Annotated in this window: 14 protein-coding genes; 6 read left to right on the forward strand and 8 right to left on the reverse strand. The window is 70.0% G+C overall.

The window, feature by feature from the left end; translation table 11 throughout:
- The 6 genes from CNO22_RS18835 to CNO22_RS18855 all read right to left on the reverse strand — a co-directional run.
- Window positions 1-456: 8-oxoguanine DNA glycosylase OGG fold protein (locus tag CNO22_RS18835; protein WP_198588434.1), on the reverse strand; the 456-nt coding region annotated here is incomplete at its 3' end.
- A gap of 28 nt (window positions 457-484) precedes the next feature.
- Window positions 485-2122, reverse strand: a complete 1638-nt coding sequence (locus CNO22_RS18840; protein WP_100500812.1) for an NERD domain-containing protein — start codon at window positions 2120-2122, stop codon at window positions 485-487.
- 34 nt (window positions 2123-2156) lie between these two features.
- Window positions 2157-2936 carry a hypothetical protein gene (locus tag CNO22_RS18845; RefSeq protein ID WP_100500813.1) on the reverse strand — a complete coding sequence of 260 codons (780 nt, stop codon included), beginning with the start codon at window positions 2934-2936 and terminating at the stop codon, window positions 2157-2159.
- A complete protein-coding gene (locus tag CNO22_RS18850) occupies window positions 2933-3574 on the reverse strand; it encodes a hypothetical protein (RefSeq protein ID WP_100500814.1) in 642 nt (213 codons plus the stop codon). Before CNO22_RS18850 ends, CNO22_RS18845 begins: the two co-directional genes overlap by 4 nt.
- A 51-nt stretch (window positions 3575-3625) precedes the next feature.
- Window positions 3626-3844 (reverse strand): endonuclease/exonuclease/phosphatase family protein, encoded by a 219-nt coding sequence (locus tag CNO22_RS27830; RefSeq protein ID WP_157937011.1) that lies wholly within the window; start codon window positions 3842-3844, stop codon window positions 3626-3628.
- Entirely contained in the window at window positions 3810-4454 is a 645-nt protein-coding gene (locus CNO22_RS18855) for an endonuclease/exonuclease/phosphatase family protein (RefSeq protein WP_157937012.1), read from the reverse strand. Before CNO22_RS18855 ends, CNO22_RS27830 begins: the two co-directional genes overlap by 35 nt.
- A gap of 181 nt (window positions 4455-4635) precedes the next feature.
- Here CNO22_RS18855 and CNO22_RS18860 point away from each other — a divergent pair, with 181 nt between their 5' ends.
- The 5 genes from CNO22_RS18860 to CNO22_RS18880 all read left to right on the forward strand — a co-directional run bounded on the left by CNO22_RS18860 (window position 4636) and on the right by CNO22_RS18880 (window position 11758).
- Window positions 4636-5055 (forward strand): DUF898 family protein, encoded by a 420-nt coding sequence (locus CNO22_RS18860; RefSeq protein ID WP_100500821.1) that lies wholly within the window; start codon window positions 4636-4638, stop codon window positions 5053-5055.
- A 53-nt stretch (window positions 5056-5108) separates the two neighbouring features.
- The gene (locus CNO22_RS18865; RefSeq protein WP_100500816.1) at window positions 5109-6350 is read left to right on the forward strand and encodes a hypothetical protein; all 1242 of its coding nucleotides are present in this window, start codon (window positions 5109-5111) and stop codon (window positions 6348-6350) included.
- Window positions 6347-7030: an HD domain-containing protein gene (locus CNO22_RS18870; RefSeq protein WP_100500817.1), complete on the forward strand. Its 684-nt coding sequence runs from the start codon at window positions 6347-6349 to the stop codon at window positions 7028-7030. The genes CNO22_RS18865 and CNO22_RS18870 overlap by 4 nt, the downstream gene beginning before the upstream one ends.
- Window positions 7031-7130: 100 nt before the next feature.
- A complete protein-coding gene (locus CNO22_RS18875) occupies window positions 7131-8321 on the forward strand; it encodes a hypothetical protein (protein ID WP_100500818.1) in 1191 nt (396 codons plus the stop codon).
- A gap of 323 nt (window positions 8322-8644) precedes the next feature.
- On the forward strand, window positions 8645-11758 hold the full coding sequence (locus CNO22_RS18880) for a DUF3427 domain-containing protein (RefSeq protein ID WP_100500819.1): 3114 nt from the start codon (window positions 8645-8647) through the stop codon (window positions 11756-11758).
- Between the two features lie 253 nt (window positions 11759-12011).
- Here CNO22_RS18880 and CNO22_RS18885 read toward each other — a convergent pair whose 3' ends face one another.
- Both CNO22_RS18885 and CNO22_RS18890 read right to left on the reverse strand, forming a co-directional pair.
- Window positions 12012-13733 carry an HNH endonuclease gene (locus tag CNO22_RS18885; RefSeq protein WP_100500820.1) on the reverse strand — a complete coding sequence of 574 codons (1722 nt, stop codon included), beginning with the start codon at window positions 13731-13733 and terminating at the stop codon, window positions 12012-12014.
- 153 nt (window positions 13734-13886) lie between these two features.
- On the reverse strand, window positions 13887-14234 hold the full coding sequence (locus CNO22_RS18890) for a nucleotide pyrophosphohydrolase (RefSeq protein WP_232807166.1): 348 nt from the start codon (window positions 14232-14234) through the stop codon (window positions 13887-13889).
- Between the two features lie 128 nt (window positions 14235-14362).
- Here CNO22_RS18890 and CNO22_RS18895 point away from each other — a divergent pair, with 128 nt between their 5' ends.
- Window positions 14363-16234, forward strand: a complete 1872-nt coding sequence (locus tag CNO22_RS18895; protein ID WP_198588437.1) for a DUF2075 domain-containing protein — start codon at window positions 14363-14365, stop codon at window positions 16232-16234.
- Window positions 16235-16554 lie beyond the last annotated feature (320 nt).

Genomic DNA, 16554 nt, shown 5'->3' on the forward strand with positions numbered 1-16554 from the left:
ACGGATGCAGTACCGCCCCGGACTGCTGGTCGGCTTCCTGGCCAGCACCGGCTTGGAGTTCGGATCGTTCCTATAACAACCGCCCTTAATGATCTTTAGCTCCGCGGCCCGTCGCAGGGTCTCGCTGCAGGCGTCGAGGGACTCCGTGACCGCCTTGATCCGGGAATGATTGTTCCGGTGCCGCCGGCCGGTCCCCCAGGCAAGGGTCGCCCACAGCAGGCGCCTTGCGCCCCCCGCCGATTCGGCGGCCTGCTTCCCGAGCTCGAATAGCTGCGCACGGGTGAGTTGGTCGTTGGGCGCATCGAAGAGCTCATCACCTAAACCGCGGCCTTCGAGTTCCTCCCTCCACCATTGGGGTGGCACGTCGACCGCCTGGTTCAGCACCGTGCTGGCGGGCGTCGTCCGGACCTCCTCGGCCACCCAGTCGGGCAGAGGCAGAGCGCACGGTTCGTTCACTCGAACTCCTCAATTCGTACGGGTCGTGTCATGAGGTGAGGCGACGAGCCACGGCCTCGCCGCCGACGCGGCGGATCAGGTCCAGGTCGCCGCAGACGACGAGCAGGTCGCGGGCGCGGGGGAGGCCGACGTAGAGCATCTCCCGAGCGCGCGACTCGTCGCGGAAGCCGTTGACGGCGAGGACGACGGCCGGCCGCTCGAGACCCTTGAAGCCGAGGACGTGCCCGTAGAAGAGGTCGTCGTCCTCCCAGTAGGTGGCCCAGTAGACGTCCTGGCCCTCGGCCTGCCGCTCCACCTGGACCGGGTGCCGCCGGTGGGTGGTCAGCAGCGCGACCGCCTCCGGCGGCCAGTCCTCGTCCTCGAGCAGCGCGCTGGCTGCGCCGTCCGCGACGTCGACCGCCTCATCGGACGAGCACTGGACGAACCGCACCGGCACCCCCGGCAGGCCACGGATCCGCATCTGCTCGGGCGCCAGGCTGGAGAACGTGCCTGCGATCTGCTTGGTGTTGCGCAGGTTCTTGACGAGGGGGAACGACTCCAGCTCGACGGCCGGCCGGCCCTGCCGGGCGAAGATGCGCTGCCCCTCGTCGGAGAAGACGTACAGCGCCCCCTTCTCGGGGTCGCGCAGGGCGGCGAGGACGGCGTCCCACCAGCTCTCGGCGAAGTCCTGCCCCTCGTCGACGACGATCGCGTCGAAGCGCTCGGACTCCGGCAGGTTCCCGGCCAGCGACACCATCTGCGCCGGCAGGAACTCCTCCCAGTACCGGCTGTCGTCGTCCGAACCCTCGGGCACGCCCCAGCCGATGCCGAGGTAGTGGAAGGTCGCGACGTAGTCCGGTCGCTGCCGCTTGGGCAGCTTCTCGACCCGGCGTCGCAGGAACTCGGCCAGGCCGCGCGAGTAACACATGAGCGCGACGCGCTGCCCCTCCGCGCCGAGCCGGCGGGCCTTCTCCACGGCCAGCCAGGTCTTGCCGGAGCCGGCGCCCCCGGTGATCTCCACCCGGTTCCGGCCGGACAGAAGGTCGAGCACCTTGGCCTGGTCCCGGGTCAGCAAGTCGCAGGCCGCCTCCCGCTCAGCGAGCCAGGCCACGAGGTGCTGCTGCGGGATCGCCGTCCCGGCGAGGCAGTCGACGAGGTCCTCGACGTCCTCGGCGGTGGCGGGATCCGGCTCGTCGCGCACCTGCTGCAGCGCCGCGCGGATGCGGGCGGCCGCGTGCGGCACGTCGGTCGTGTCGATGGCCATCCACCGGGCCAGCCTCGGGGCGAGGAAGGCGTCCGGGAGCGTGGTGGCCGGCAGGGCGACGAGGTGCGCCACGCGCGGACGGCCCGCGCGCCAGCGGGGGTGCTCGGCGAGGTAGTCGCACAGCAGGTACTTGCAGGCGACGGCCTGGTCGACCGGGTGGATCTCCCGGTCGACGCCGTCCCCGACCTGGCGCCACACCCCGCGATCCAGCGACACGCTGCCGCCCTTGACCTCGATGACGGCGACGCCCACACCGGGCCAGCCGACGATCAGGTCGGCCTCGCGGTCCTCCCCGCGGTCGCTGAAGCGCACATTGCAGAAGAGGACGGCGTCGTTCGGCAGCTGTTCCTGCAGTGTCTGGACGAACAACTGCTCGGACGCCGAGGCCAATTGCGGCTCGTCGGGGAAGACCCGCGCCGTCACATCCGCCTCCCCGCCACGAACGGCGCGTCCATGGTCACGGCAACTCCTCTGTGCTCACGGCCGCGCTGTACCGCGGTCGTTCCGGTGCGGCGTCTGCCCGACAATGACACGGAACTGAACGGAACCCGGGTGTTTCGGGTGGACGCCGTCCGCAACCACCCCACTCGCCCCAGAGCCACCTGTAGGTGCGGGGTCGGCGCCGTTCAGACTGACCCGCCCGTCTGGCCACCAGCTGCGCGCGCACCTCGGCGATCCGGCGTCTCCGCACCTCGCTCCCTCTCCGCCTCTCTGCCTGCACAGCAGCTCGAACCTCGGCCTCCCTGACCTGCGCCAGGGTCCGGGGCTCCACGGGCCGCAGCAGTGCAGGCACGGGCGGCTGCAGCCGCTCGCTGACTTCCCGGGCCGACTCGATGTCCGTGGGATGTCCCACCACCTGCACGTGGTCGGGGAGCCAGGCCCGCAGCGCCCGGCTGCCGGAGTGGACCTCGGGTGACAGGAGGACGGCGAGCCGGTAGCGCAGGACGGAGAAGTGGTGGCCCAGGATCCGCAGCGCCACGGATCCCCAGAGCGTGTCCAGGACCGCCTCGCCGCGCTCGCCGTCCGCGGTCACCGCCGTCCAGCTGAGCAGGTGCCCGTCCATCGGGACGCCGAGAACCGCCTCGAGGTCGGCACGTCCGACGTCGTCGACCCAGAAGCTCAGGAGGCCGGGCCGGTGCCACGACGACCAGCTCTCCGCCGCGACGACGCCGGCCGGCAGACCCGCAAACTCGTCGAACAGGACTGCCGAGACCGCAGCTGCGTCCAGCCGCGTCACGCCTCGACGCCGGTGAAGGCCGACGCACACGGACGACAAGCGCCCGCGGCGCCGACGAACGACTCGGGTGCGTGCGCGCGGCGGCAGGTGCGACACCAGCGAAACGACCGGCGCCGGCGCGCGGCGATGATCTCCGCCGCCTCCGCGATGACGTCGGGCGACCACAGGAGGTCGTCACGCCTGAACTGGGACCCGTCGGTCGGCAGGAGGTCTGTCCGGCCCCCGTCCCACGAGGTCAGCGGACGGGCCAACACGAACCCGAGGTCGTCAACGCCGACCGCGACCTGCGCCGGCTCACCGCTGATGAACCACTGCATCCCGTCGTCAGAGGCGGCGTTCTCCCGTCGCCACCCTCTACCGAGAGCGCGGACGACGTCGGCGTACTGGACGCCCAGCAGATCGGCCAACGCCTGCTCATCCGCGGTTGGATCCCGCTCGCGTCCCCACTCGAGCCCACAGGATCGGCAGGCGAGGATCGGCTCCTCCCCCGGCAGGAGGCAGCCGCCGAGCGCGACCAGGCCGCGCTCGGCGAGCCGGAAATCCTCGACCGCGGGCATGCCCCACCGCAGCGGAACGGAGTCCTCCCGCCCGCACCCGGGACAGACCCTCCCCACCTGGACGCCGACCGGTTCGCTCATGCCACTCCTCGTCTCGCTGGCCGCCCCCGTGACGGCCGAGTGCGGAGGCTGTCAGGCGTCACCGACAGAACCCACGTCGGTCACGCCTGCGGCGGATGCCGGGAGCCGGACCTCGGCGGTGTAGGCCGCGTGGTCGCTCAGCTGTCCGCCATCCCATCCGGGACGGTGGACCTCGGCTGCCAGCTCTCCGACCGGTCCGGGGCTGACTGCCAGGTGGTCAATCGCGAACGAGCGCTCATTGAGGTGCTGCGCCTGTTCGGTCAGGGCCACGAGTCCGAACCTGTTGAACGCCGAGCGCAGCGCTCTCGCGCCGTCGACGGTCGCACCCCCGAAACGGCGCGGTCAGCCGCTGGTTGAAGTCGCCGCCCCAGATCAGCGGCTCGCCTGGCAGCCGCTCTGCCTCGATCCGGGCGACGTGGTGGTCGAGGACGTAACGGAACTGTGCCGCCTGACCGGACGGGAGCCCAGGCCAGTAGTCGCCGGCGCCCCGCCACGGCAGCACGGAGCAGACCACGAGGACGGACGACTCCCCCAGCGCCAGACGCGCCAGGACCAGCCCCTCCTCACCCGCGTGCTCCGCACCGCCGGCCGTGTGAAGTTCGCCAAGCGGGACCGCGGTCTCGATCCCGGCCCACCGCTTCTCCTTGTCGATTCCACGCGGCGGGGAGACGACGAAGGACGTCCCCCGCGAACCCCAGTCCCGGTGGACTTCGGTGAGCAGCCAGACGTCGACGCCCTGCGCATCCATCCAGGCGGCGATGGCCTGCCCCCTCTCCGAGGTCGAGGTCGGGCAGAGCTTCAGGTTCCAGATACCGATGCGCACGGTGCTCGTCGGTCGTCGGGCGGTTGCGGCCGAGACCTTCGCATCGGTCAGCGACATCGTCGGGAGGCGAGCTGGCGAGTCACCCTGCGGCACCTCGTCTCCCTCACGAGACCCAGCCGTCTCACATCGGCACGAGCCCGCTGAGGTCGGCGGTGCGATCGGGACGAGCCGGTTCTGTTGAGTCGGCGCCCTGCCGATGGACGTGGGGTCCATCACCGTCTCTCCACGGGGGTACGTCATGTCCAAGTCCGGCAGGTTCCGCTTCGACGGCGGAGCGGCCACCTACGTGGGGACTGCCCTCCTCGGCGTCCTCATCACCGTGTGCACCCTCGGCATCTGCTACCCCTTCGCGCTGGTCCTGAAGGAGCGGTGGCGGGCCAAGCACAGCTACATCGACGGCTTCCCGATCGTGTTCACGGGGTCGGCCGTGGGGCTGTTCGGCAACTGGATCAAGTGGCTGCTGCTGAGCTTCATCACGCTCGGCATCTACCTGCTCTGGGTCGGCCCGCGGATCGCAGAGTGGAAGTGGGAGCACACCGACTTCGACCGCAGCCGCACCCCGCTGCCGCTGACCGACGTCCGCCCGGCCATCCCGGTACAGCAGGTCGGCGGGCTGCCGATGCCGGGCTCTGCTCCGGCCCCGTACGCACAGCACTGAGACAACCGCCGGGGTGGGAGGCCTGCCTCCCACCCCGGCGCGGAAGGAGACCCATGGACCTGGAGGGCGTCCGGCAGCAGGTGATCGCCCACGTGGGGAAGCACGACGACGAGGACGTCGCGGTCCGCGTCGCCCTCGGCGAGGACCTGCACGTGGCGATCAGCAGCCGCGACCCGCTGACCTACTACACGCAGTTCGTCCACGTCCGATCCGACGGCACGGTCGAGCGCCCCACCACGGACGACGGCTTCACGCTCGACATGGAGAAGACGACGGTGGGGAAGGCGGCGACTCCCGCCGAGGCCGTGGACCTCGTCGTCCGCGAGGTCGAAGCGGCGGTCGACTGGCTGCGCGAGAAGCAGGCGCGGGCGGCGGAGTGGGCCCGTCCGAGCCAGCAACCTGCGGTCTCGGCCGAGGACCTGGCCGGGGCATGCGCCCTCTGGCAGGGCGGACAGAACGTGGGGTCCTCGCCGATCCGCGCTGCGGCGCGGGTGCTGACCGGCGTCCACCACTACTTCCGCGCCGAGTTCATCACCGGCTACGAGACTGCCGCCCGTTCCCAGCGCGAGACGCTCGACGCCGGCATCGCCCTGCTGCGGGCGGTCAACGCGGCGCCGCACCTGGAGGCCGACGGGTGGAACACGTGGACCGGCCTGCCACCGCGGGCCTTCGCCGGGCGCGGCATCGGGGCCAAGCCGGACGAGGACCCGCAGATCGAGCGGCATCTGCGTACCCGGCAGATCGAGATGCCGCTCTGGGGCGTCTCGCTGAGCCGGGAGGTGGCCGACGGCTTCGGCACCCGCTTCCTCTTCGAGCTGGTCGGGCCGTTCCCGGCCGTGCCGGCGCGGGCCCTCTCCGGCACCAAGGCCGAGGAGCAGGAGCTGGTGACCGGCGGCCGGTACAAGGTCCTGTCGCAGGAGCAGTGCGGCGAGACGACGCACGTGCGGCTGCGCTGGATCGGCGCCAGCGGCGACCGGGTGGGGTCGGACGACGTCCTGCTCGCGGCGCTCGGCGCTGTGCCGGGAGTGCTGCACAGTTCGCTGACCCGATCAGCGGGCAGCGAGCTGCTGGAGCTGCGGCTGGGTGATGAGGACTCGGCGACCGTGACGCGCTCGGCGGGCTCGGACGAGGTCGAGGTCGTTCGCTACTGGGCCCCGGAGCCGGGATGGGCGGCCAAAGGCGACGACCCGTACACGCAGGCGGCCGCGATCCGCGCGGCGTCTCGAAGGACCACCGTGCCGGCGGACGTCGATGCGATCGCCGCCGCCGCCCTAAAAGGGAAGGGGAACGAATGACCACGACTCTGGAGGCCCGCCGCGAGTTCGGCTGCGGACCGTTGAGCGAGCGCTTCGATGAGGCACTGCTCTTTGCGTCACGGCACCACCGGGAGCAGCCGCGCAAGGGCTCGCGGGTGCCGTACATGACGCACCTGATGAGCGTCAGCGCGCTGGTGATGGAGCACGGCGGCAGCGAGGACCAGGCGATCGCCGCGCTGCTGCACGACGCGGTCGAGGACGCTGCACCGGGTCAGGGCGGCACCGTGCTGGCCGAGATCCGGTCGCGGTTCGGTGACACCGTCGCCGACATCGTGCGGGCGTGCTCGGACGGCCTGGACGCCGACGGCAACCGCAGCGGGACCTGGGCCGAGCGGAAGCGCCCGTACGTGACAGGCCTCGCCGGCAAGCCGCTCGACGCCCTGTTGGTGACCGCCGCCGACAAGACGCACAACGGGCTGTGCATCGCCGCCGACGTCCGCCGGTACGGGCAGGACTTCTGGTCGACGTTCAACGCCAGCCGGGCCGAGCTGCTCTGGTACTACACGAGCGTCGAGCGGGCGGTCGCTGAGCGGTTGCCGGGGAGCTCGATCGCCGAGGCGCTGCACCGCGCCGTCAACGAACTCGTCACGACGGCCGGCGCCGAGTGGGCCGACATCCCGGGCGACCAGCCGACCGGCGGCTGCCGCACGGAAGACTGACGCCACCGCCGCGCTGCTGGCGCCGCAGCAAGCGATACTCCCCGACTGCGCAGAACCGCCCCGGGCGTCGTCCCGGCGCTGGCCCCGAGAGGACGAAGCAGTGCAGGCAAACGATGAGGACTCGGCCACCGGTGTCGTCCTCCCAGTCGACCCCGGACGTCGGCCGGCCGGGCAGGACGACCCGTGGCGGCTACTCGTCGAGGGCGACGGTCTGCTGGTCACCTGGAGTCGGGCACCCGAGCGGACCCTGGACACTTGGGGCGGCGTCCTGCGCGGCACGAGCGCGCTGTCCTCGGAACTCTCGACGATCCTGTCGCGGGCCAGTGCGTCAGCCGCGCAGTCAGGAACGACGCTCTTCCGGCTGGAGCTGCCGACGGGGTCGACCATCCGGGATCTCGTGCCGGCTGTGGGCGGCGGGTTCCGAGGGCTCGTCCGGGACGGCGGCTCGGGCATCTCCGGGCACGTGCGGCTGATCGCCGTCGGCGGAGGCGGGACCGCGGCCGGTGTCGCTCTCGGTCCGCTGCTGGCGTTGATGGCCGTGACCGTGGGCGCGGAGATGCTCGCCCGACATCAGCAGGACAAGAAGCTGACGCAGATTCGCGAGGGCATCGCCGCCCTCCGCCGGATCGACGACGAGACCATGGACGCCCAGCTGGACAGCGTCGAGGAGGCGCTGGCCCTGAGCAGCGCGGCGCTCGTCGATCGCGTCTCGATTCCCTCAGGCATCGGGCTCGGGCCGGCCGTCGACAACCTCCGGGTGGTCAAGAAGCGCGGGCTGTCCTGGTTGAGCCGGTGGGAGACCGGCGCGGCCAAGGAGATCCCGGGGAGCGGCGGTGTGGCCGTGGAGAAGATGCAGAGCTTGCTCGCCGGCGACGACCCTCGCGAGGACTTCCGGCGCTTCCCCCAGCAGGTGGCCCGGCTGTACCGCGCCCTCACCCTCGACAGCCGGGGACTCGTCGTCACCGGCGCGGAGGCGGCCCTGCGGAACCCCGACGAGTCCTTGGCGCACCTGCAGGACAGCCTGTCAGTCCGGCTCCGGCAGAACGCCGAGACCCAGCAGCGGCTGCAGCACCTGCTGTGGCGGCTGGCGGAGCCGCCGATCACCTATCGGCTGCCGTGGCAGAGCAAGGACGCGATGGCCCTCGACCGGGAGCTGGCCACCCTCGCCGCGAACGTTTCCCGGCTGCCGGACGCGCCGAGCCTGTTGACGCCGGGCAATCGGCAGGTCCTAGAGGTCCTGCGCCGCCCCGACGGCACCACGCACGTCCTCTCGCCTGGGACGGCCGACTGAACAGCAGGGCTCTTCTCCCCTCCCTCCATCAGTCGAGGGCGACCGGCTGTGGCGGGTGGGTACCCCGCCTTCGAGCCGCCGAAGAGTCTCCAGCAGCTCGCGATAGCGTGGTCGAGCACGGGAACCGTGCGGAGCACGGTCAGCATGGCACCCCGTCGAGAAAGACCTTCAGTTGCAGCCTGACGTCACACAGTTGCCCTCCTCGTTGCCGGGTCCGCCCAGGGGTCGGCGGGGTTGACGATGCATGCCGACCGAGCGATGCGGCTCCTGGTCACGCCGCGTCGCACACAAGAACTGCACGACCTTCCGATTACGTTCGGTTCATGGGGGACATGCGCGCTGGGCTGTACGAGCATCTGGTCACCGACCGACTCAGCAAGGACCTGACTGCGACGGCTCCCGACCTGGTGCAGCTCGGCGCCCTCGACCCGGCGGACGCCCACGAGGCGCTGACCCGCCACATCACCGACCTCGCCGGTCGCGCGCTCCAAGCAGCCGGTGGAAGCGACACCACGGCCATCAGCCGGCAGGTCGAGTTGGCCAACCGGATCGTCGATGCCATCAGCGCAATGGCCCCGGAGAGCGCCCAGCAGGACGACGTCGTCACCGACCCGGCCCGCACCCTGCTGGCGGTCGCCCCGCCGAGGGGCGTCCCCGGGCCCGTGTCGTTCCCCGAGCGACCCGCCGTCCCACTGTCGACCAGCGCCTTGCTCGTCAACGGCCGCGGTCAGCCGCGCATTGGCTATGAGGTCACTCGCGAGATGGCATCGGCCGACCGGGTCGACCTGCTGTGCGCCTTCATCAAGTGGCATGGCCTGCGAGTGCTCCAAGACGCCCTCTCCGACCTGCGCGAGCGCGGCGTCCGGCTGCGCGTCATCACCACCACCTACATGGGTGCGACCGACCAGCGCGCCCTCGACCGGCTCATCGAGCTCGGCGCCGAGGTCAAGGTCTCCTACGAGACCCGGACGACGCGACTGCACGCCAAGGCGTGGCTCTTCCATCGGGACACCGGCATGTCGACGGCCTATGTCGGCAGTTCGAACCTCTCCCGGACGGCGCTGATCGACGGCCTCGAGTGGAACGTCCGGCTGTCCAACGTCGAGCAGTCACACCTGCTGACGACGTTCGCCGAGACCTTCGACAGCTACTGGGCAGACCCGTCCTTCGAGACCTACGAGCCCGAACGGGACGGCGACCGCCTCCGCCAAGCCATCGCTGCGGAGCGCGGTGGGCCGGCCGACCTGCCCATCGAAATCGCGACGCTCGACGTCCGCCCGTTCGGCTACCAGCGGGAGATTCTCGACGAGCTGCAGGCCGAGCGTGAGGTCCACGCCCGCTGGCGCAACCTCGTTGTGATGGCGACCGGCACTGGCAAGACTGTCGTCTCCGCGCTGGACTACCGGCGACTGCGCGCGGCGGGCACCGTGGAGCGGCTGCTCTTCATCGCCCATCGCGAGGAGCTCCTGACCCAGAGCCTGTCGACGTTCCGGCACGTGCTCCGGCAGGGCGACTTCGGCGGGCTGCTCGTCGGCGGCCAGCGGCCGCGCGAGTGGCGGCACGTATTCGGATCGGTGCAGTCGCTCACCCAGCTGGACCTGACCGAGCTCGACCCGGCGCACTTCGACATGGTCATCGTCGACGAGTTCCACCACGCCGAGGCGGCCACCTACCGCCGGCTGCTCGAGCACCTGCAACCGAAGGTCCTACTCGGACTCACGGCGACGCCCGAGCGAACGGATGGCGCGGACGTCCGGCGCTGGTTCGACGGCCGGACGGCGGTCGAGCTGCGGCTGTGGGAGGCACTGGAGCAGAGGCTGCTCGCGCCGTTCCAGTACTTCGGCATCCACGACGACGTTGCACTCGACCAGCTGCGCTGGCGGCGCGGCCGCGGTTACGACGTCAGCGAGCTGACGAACGTCTACACCGGCGACGACAAGCGCGTCCGGCTCATCCTGCAGGCGGTGCAGGACAAGGTCGCCGCCCCGGGACGCATGCGGGCGCTGGGCTTCTGCGTCAGTATCCAGCACGCCCAGTACATGGCCGAACGCTTCACCGCGGCTGGCATCCCGAGCCTCGCGGTCACCTCGACGACGTCCCGGGAGGAGCGGGCCGCCGCGCTGGCTGACCTCCGCGACCGCACGGTGAACGCCCTCTTCACAGTCGATCTCTTCAACGAGGGCCTTGACGTCCCGTCGGTCGACACCGTGCTGTTCCTGCGTCCGACGGAAAGCGCCACCGTGTTCCTCCAGCAGCTGGGTCGCGGACTGCGCCTCTCGGAGGACAAGCCTTGCCTCACCGTCCTCGACTTCATCGGCGCTCAGCACCAAGAGTTCCGCTTCGACCTGCGGTTCCGGGCACTGACTGGCAGTTCCCGGAAGGGGGTGCAGCGGGACGTCGAGCAGGGCTTCCCCACGCTCCCGGCCGGTTGCCACATCGAGCTCGACCGCGTGGCGCAGCAGGTCGTGCTGGACAACATCAAGCAGTCGCTCAACGTCTCCTGGAAGGGGCTTGTGGGAGAGGCCAAGCGCGCCTCAACGCCGGCGCTCGCAGACTTCCTCGAAGAGAGTGGGATCGAGCTCGAGGATCTCTACCGCGGCAATGGCCGCAGCTGGCTGGACCTCAAGCGCGCCGCCGGCTGGGACCACTCGGCTCCGGGTCCAGACGACGTGACGCTGCGGGGTGCATTCGGCCGCATGCTGCACATCGACGATCTCGAGCGGCTGCGGGCTGTACGGGAGCTGCTCAACGCCGCATCCGGAAGTGTCGTCGGAGGCTCTGAGCGCGTGCGGCGGTTAGCGGCGATGCTTCACTTTTCGCTCTGGGGCTCACGGACGCCGTTCAGCAGCGCGGAGGCCAGCTTGCAGCGCCTGCTGGCCAACCCCGGCCGGGCTGAAGAGCTGATCGAGTTGAGCGGCGTCCTGCACGACCGCATTCACCGTGTGACCCCAGCGCTTGAAGTCGTCGGGAGTCGTCCGCTGCACGTGCATGCCCGCTACAGCCGGGACGAGGCACTCGCCGCCTTCGGCATGTCAGACCTCAACGGCACGTGGGGCTCCGGCGTGCGCTGGATACCCGGCGACCAGGCTGATGTCTTCTTCGTGACGCTGGTGAAGACCGAGGCTCACTTCTCCCCCACCACCATGTACGCCGACCACGCCATCTCGCCGACGCTCTTCCAGTGGGAGTCGCAGAACGCGACCGCAGAGCGCTCAGCGACGGGTCAGCGGTACATCCACCACCGAGAGATGGACACATCCGTGCAAATGTTCGTCCGCGAGACGAAGACGGCAGACGGAACGCTCGGGACGCCGCCGTACCTCTACGCCGGGCCAATGTCCTACGTCTCCCACAGCGGCGAGCGCCCCATGCGGATCCTGTGGCGGCTTGAGCACGCACTCCCCGCCGACATCTACCACGCCGCCAAGGTCGCCTGACCTCGCCCGGTAAGCTTCAGTCGTTACCTCGACAGGTGTCGCAGGTTGATACGGACGCTGCGGCAGCGAGCTCAGGAATTCGGCGTTCCGATGTCTGAGTGGCTCGTCCACTCATGCCCGCAGTCGTCGCCTGGAACCTGCATCAGGGGCCTCGCGCGCCACTCGGCCCATCGTCACCCGCCGCCTTGAAGCAGAGACCGGCCACAGGTCGCTCGTCGCCGGGGAGAGGTAGCGGGTATCAGCGGAACCTCAGTCAAGACGTGGACACCTCACGCAACCAATGACATGCGGCGTTGTGCTCCTCGAGGGCCGTCGCGGACGGCCGGTGAGCCTGCGACGCCGGCCGACGAACCATCCGCTCGTCGAGCGCTGCGTACGGAGTCTCGTCCATCTCCGGTGAGACCCGGATGCTGCCGACCGGCAGCACGGTGAGCAGGTGCAGGTCGAAGAGCGTGTGGATGTCGGCACGCAGGAGGAGCCCGTTGGTCACCGTGTTGTGCAGCTGGCCCCGGTACGGGCGGATGTGCGCCGCCTCGAGAACCGCTTCCGCCGCTGTCCCCGTGACCGCACAGGTGCCGTCGTAGGCGGCGAGGAGGCCGTCCCGGAACGCCTTCTGGCCTCGCCTTTGGACGATTGCCCGGTGTGCCTTGTTCCTCTCGTCGTATCCCGGCGGGATGGCCGGGTCCTCGAGCTCGTCTTCGCCATCCGGTCGTCCGGGCACGTCGCCGGACCAGCCCGAGAGTGCAAGGCGGGGCGGTGAACCCGACACCGTCACGCCGGGGAGGGTGGCGAGGACGGCGCCGACGAAGGAACTCCGGTGTCCCAGAGTGGGGACGTCGACGGTCACGGTGCCGTCCCGCCAGATGAGATCCAGGCCGCGCTGGACCATCTCGATCGGTATCGGTTGCCCCTCGGGCGATCTGCCGGTCGCCACCAGGACGGTGGGCGGCTGCACGGCGAGGACCCTGTTACCCGCGCCTGTCGTCGTTCCGAGTGTCCGGCCGACGAGGCTCTCGAGGAGACTCGCCGCGTCCGAGGTGGCACTCGCCGCCGGAGACTGGCCAGCGAGCCCCAGCACCGCCAAGGTCCGGTCGAGGGCCTCGTGACCGGCCAGCGCATCGGTGAGCCTTTGAATCGCCCGGCGCCGGAACTCTTCGTCGCTCTGGACCTGGCTGTGGGCCTCCCGGGTGAGGCCGGCGACCGGGTTCTCCCGCCGGACGAAGTCCCGGCCACCCCGACTCATCGGGACCTGCGGAACCGGGGACAGCTGCCACCACGGTGACCTGCGAAGAGCGAACCAGGGCAGTTCGGGATCCGGATCGTTCCCGCCGACGGCGAAGGGCCGCAGCAGTTCACGTAGCTCGTCCCGGGCCTCCAAGAAGGGCTGCAGTCGTTCCCGGCCGTGCACTACTTTCGAGATGGCCCAGAGCAGGACGACCTGCTGGTAGGGGGCCGGCCTGCCGAGCTGCCGGTCGACCTTGAGTTCGTCCAGGCTGCTCAGGAGCGGATCCGTCGCAGTCCCGACGCTCCCGGTGTCCCGCATCCTCCGATCGCCGTCGTCACGGCCGGGCACGCGTCGCCCTGAGGCGAGTAGCGCCGCCAGGTGCTCCGCGCGACGTTGATCCACGCGCGGGAACCGCGGGAGCTGAATGGTGCCGATCCCGACCGTGTCCTCGATCTCGCCGCCGGACATGAACAGCGGCTCCGCGGGTTCGTCCACGACCTCGATCGGGATGAGTGCCCTGTAACGCGCAGGGTCCGGCCAGGGGACCTCCTCAACGCCCAACGGCCTGCGTACGTCCGCAGTGACCCGGCACCGGGCAAGCCAGCCCCGCTTCGAACCCCAGATGAAGAGCTCGTCGCCCTTCCGCACGCCGAGAGCAGTGACGGTGTTAGAGCCGAACAACGACTCGCGCTTACAGATCTCCCAGTTGTCCCGTTGCTCGAAGGAGATCGACCCGACCCAACTCGTCACTCATCCGCGCCGTCCGGTGTTCGCAGCGGGTGAGGGCATGTCCTGGCGGAAGCCCGTTGGGCCGTGCTCGCTACGCCGACGCGGTACACGTCGGCCGCTCCACTATGCGAGCGCGCCGGCCGCGGTACGGAGTGACACTCCGAATCGGGACCCCTACGCCTTACTGGGTGCCACACTCCGATGGTCGTCGGGTGGGAAGCGATCCTCATTGGCCTGGAGCTTGTCCGCCGCTGCCTGAGCGAGGTCCACGCCGACGACGTCCGCCAGTCGCAGCAGGTACAGCAGGACGTCGGACATCTCCTCCGCCAGCCGACCGTTCAGCGGCTGCTCGCTGACCGCCGCCGCCTGCTCGTCGTGCCGAAGCCATTGCAGGAGCTCGGCCAGCTCTCCCACCTCCCCGACCAACGCGAGGACCAGGGACTTGGGATCGTGGAAGCGCGCCCAGTCGCGGGCCTCGGTGAAGGTGCGCATGCGACGAGTGAGGTCCGCGATGTCCGACACGGGCCGAGTATCGGCACGGGCTCCGCCGTCACCGCCATCTACTGTCGGGAGACGCGGCCCGACAGGCTTCCGCACTCCGGACATGCCTCCACCCGCACGAGTCGATTCGTGCTGCCCGGAGACTGTCCTTGCCCCTGTTGCGTACCTCCGCGCGAGGCCTCACCGACCTGGCCCGCGAGGGTCGGGTCGGAGCCGTCCTCGCCGAGCAGATGTCCTTCCAGATGAAGCGCCGCGCGTCTGCCGCGGAAATGCGCTCCTGGGACGCCAGCCTCCGCGTTCTCGCCGACGACCTCCTGCAGGCCGGACTCGACCAGGTCGAGGTCCTACTCGAGTACCAGCTGCCCCTCAGCAGCAAGCGCATCGACGTCGTCCTCGCCGGTCGGCACCCGCGCCGCGACAGCCCCTCGTACATCCTCATCGAGCTCAAGCAGTGGACGGAGGCCCAGGAGTTCGAGGACGACGCCGAGCTCGTCGTCCAGCCGTCGTACGGGCCGCGGCCGATCCTGCATCCCGTCGCGCAGGTGCGGTCGTACGGCGAGTACCTGCTCGACTTCACCACCGTCCTGCACGGAACGACCGACGTCCTGGCCGGGGCCGCCTACCTGCATAACGCGACGACGGCCAAGGTCGGCGCGCTCTACAACTACCCGCAGGACGAGCTGGGCCGACTCTTCACCGGCCAGAACCGGGGCGAGTGGCTCGAGTTCCTGCGCAGCCGGCTCGCTCCGGCCGACGGCAGTGTCTACGCCGACCGGCTGCTGCACTCAGCCATCGCCCCGAGCAAGCAGCTGATGGCGGTCGCCGCCGAGGAGGTCCGCCGGCGGGAGCAGTTCGTCCTGCTCGACGAGCAGCGGGTGGCGTTCGACCTGGTGATGCACGAGGTCGAGAAGGCCCGCGCCGGTGACCACAAGAGCGTCGTCATTGTCTCCGGTGGCCCGGGCAGCGGAAAGAGCGTCATTGCGCTGTCGCTGCTCGGGGAACTCAACCGGCGCGGCCGGTCGGCAATCCACGCGACGGGATCCCGCTCCTTCACCCAGACGCTGCGCAAGGTGGCGGGCAGCGGCTCACGGCAGGTTCAGTCCCTGTTCAAGTACTTCAACAGCTTCATGGACGCCGACAAGAACGGCTTCGACGTCCTCATCGCCGACGAGGCGCACCGACTGCGCGAGACCTCGGCGAACCGGTGGACCAAGGCGGAACACCGCACCGGCAAGGCGCAGGTCGACGAGTTGATCGACGCAGCCCGCGTGCCGGTGTTCCTCCTCGACCAGAACCAGGTCGTGCGGCCAGGTGAGCTGGGCACGGTCGAGGACATCGAGAAGGCTGCACGCGAGCGCGGGCTGGAGGTCCACCACGTCGACCTCAGCGCCCAGTACCGCTGTGGCGGCTCGGAGGCCTACATCGACTGGGTCGAGCGGCTGCTGGGGCTGAAGCCCGGCGGGCCGGTGCCGTGGGACGGCGACCCCAACTTCGAGGTGCACGTGGTCGACTCCCCGTCCGCCATGGAGTCGGCGCTGCAGGCCAAGCTCCAGGAGCACTACGGCGCCCGCATAGCGGCCGGTTACTGCTGGCCATGGAGCGACCCGCGCAAGGACGGCTCGCTTGTTCCGGACGTGCGGATCGGTGACTGGGCGCGGCCGTGGAACCTCAAGGGCGACCGGTCGGTCGGCGGCGCTCCCCCATCCGCACTGTGGGCCAGCGAGCCTGCCGGCTTCGGTCAGGTCGGATGCGTGTACACGGCGCAGGGGTTCGAGTACGACTGGAACGGCGTGCTCATCGGCCCGGACCTCGTATGGCGCACCGACCGGTGGGTTGCTGTCCGGTCGGCCAACCGGGATCCGGACTTCCGCAACACGAAGCGGGTGAGCGACCAGGACTTCGACGCGCTGGTCCGCAACGTCTACAAAGTGTTGTTGAGCCGAGGCATGCGCGGCACCTTGCTGTACTCCACGGACCCCGAGACGCAAGCCTTGCTGCACTCACTCGTCGGCGCCTCGTAGCTGCTTCAGACCCTTCTACGGACCAGCGGCCAGCCATCCCGCAGACCGAGTGTGACAGTCCACTCAATTGCGTCCGGAAATGCGAGCTCGGGCATGACGACGGGTGATACATCGGGCCGGGGAACACGCCGCCGGACCGATGGATCACCCGTTAGGGGAGACGCAAAAGGCCATCGTCCGTTTTGACCAGGCGCCCCTGGCCGGAGTTCCGAAGATCACAGGCACATGCAGGCTTGATCGATAGCGTTGTCGCTGGTCAGCGGGTCGGGTGTCGTCGCAGCGCCTAAATCCTGTAGGCACACGGCTGGTGCTTTTCAGCT

Source organism: Geodermatophilus chilensis (genome assembly GCF_002802985.1).
GTDB lineage: Bacteria > Actinomycetota > Actinomycetes > Mycobacteriales > Geodermatophilaceae > Geodermatophilus > Geodermatophilus chilensis.

Coding starts and splice junctions, on each gene's coding strand:
- CNO22_RS18855 (WP_157937012.1), bottom strand. CDS start 4,454: ATGTCGCTGACCGATGCGAAGGTCTCGGCCGCAACCGCCCGACGACCG.
- CNO22_RS18880 (WP_100500819.1), top strand. CDS start 8,645: ATGGGGGACATGCGCGCTGGGCTGTACGAGCATCTGGTCACCGACCGA.
- CNO22_RS18860 (WP_100500821.1), top strand. CDS start 4,636: ATGTCCAAGTCCGGCAGGTTCCGCTTCGACGGCGGAGCGGCCACCTAC.
- CNO22_RS18870 (WP_100500817.1), top strand. CDS start 6,347: ATGACCACGACTCTGGAGGCCCGCCGCGAGTTCGGCTGCGGACCGTTG.
- CNO22_RS18850 (WP_100500814.1), bottom strand. CDS start 3,574: ATGAGCGAACCGGTCGGCGTCCAGGTGGGGAGGGTCTGTCCCGGGTGC.
- CNO22_RS18865 (WP_100500816.1), top strand. CDS start 5,109: ATGGACCTGGAGGGCGTCCGGCAGCAGGTGATCGCCCACGTGGGGAAG.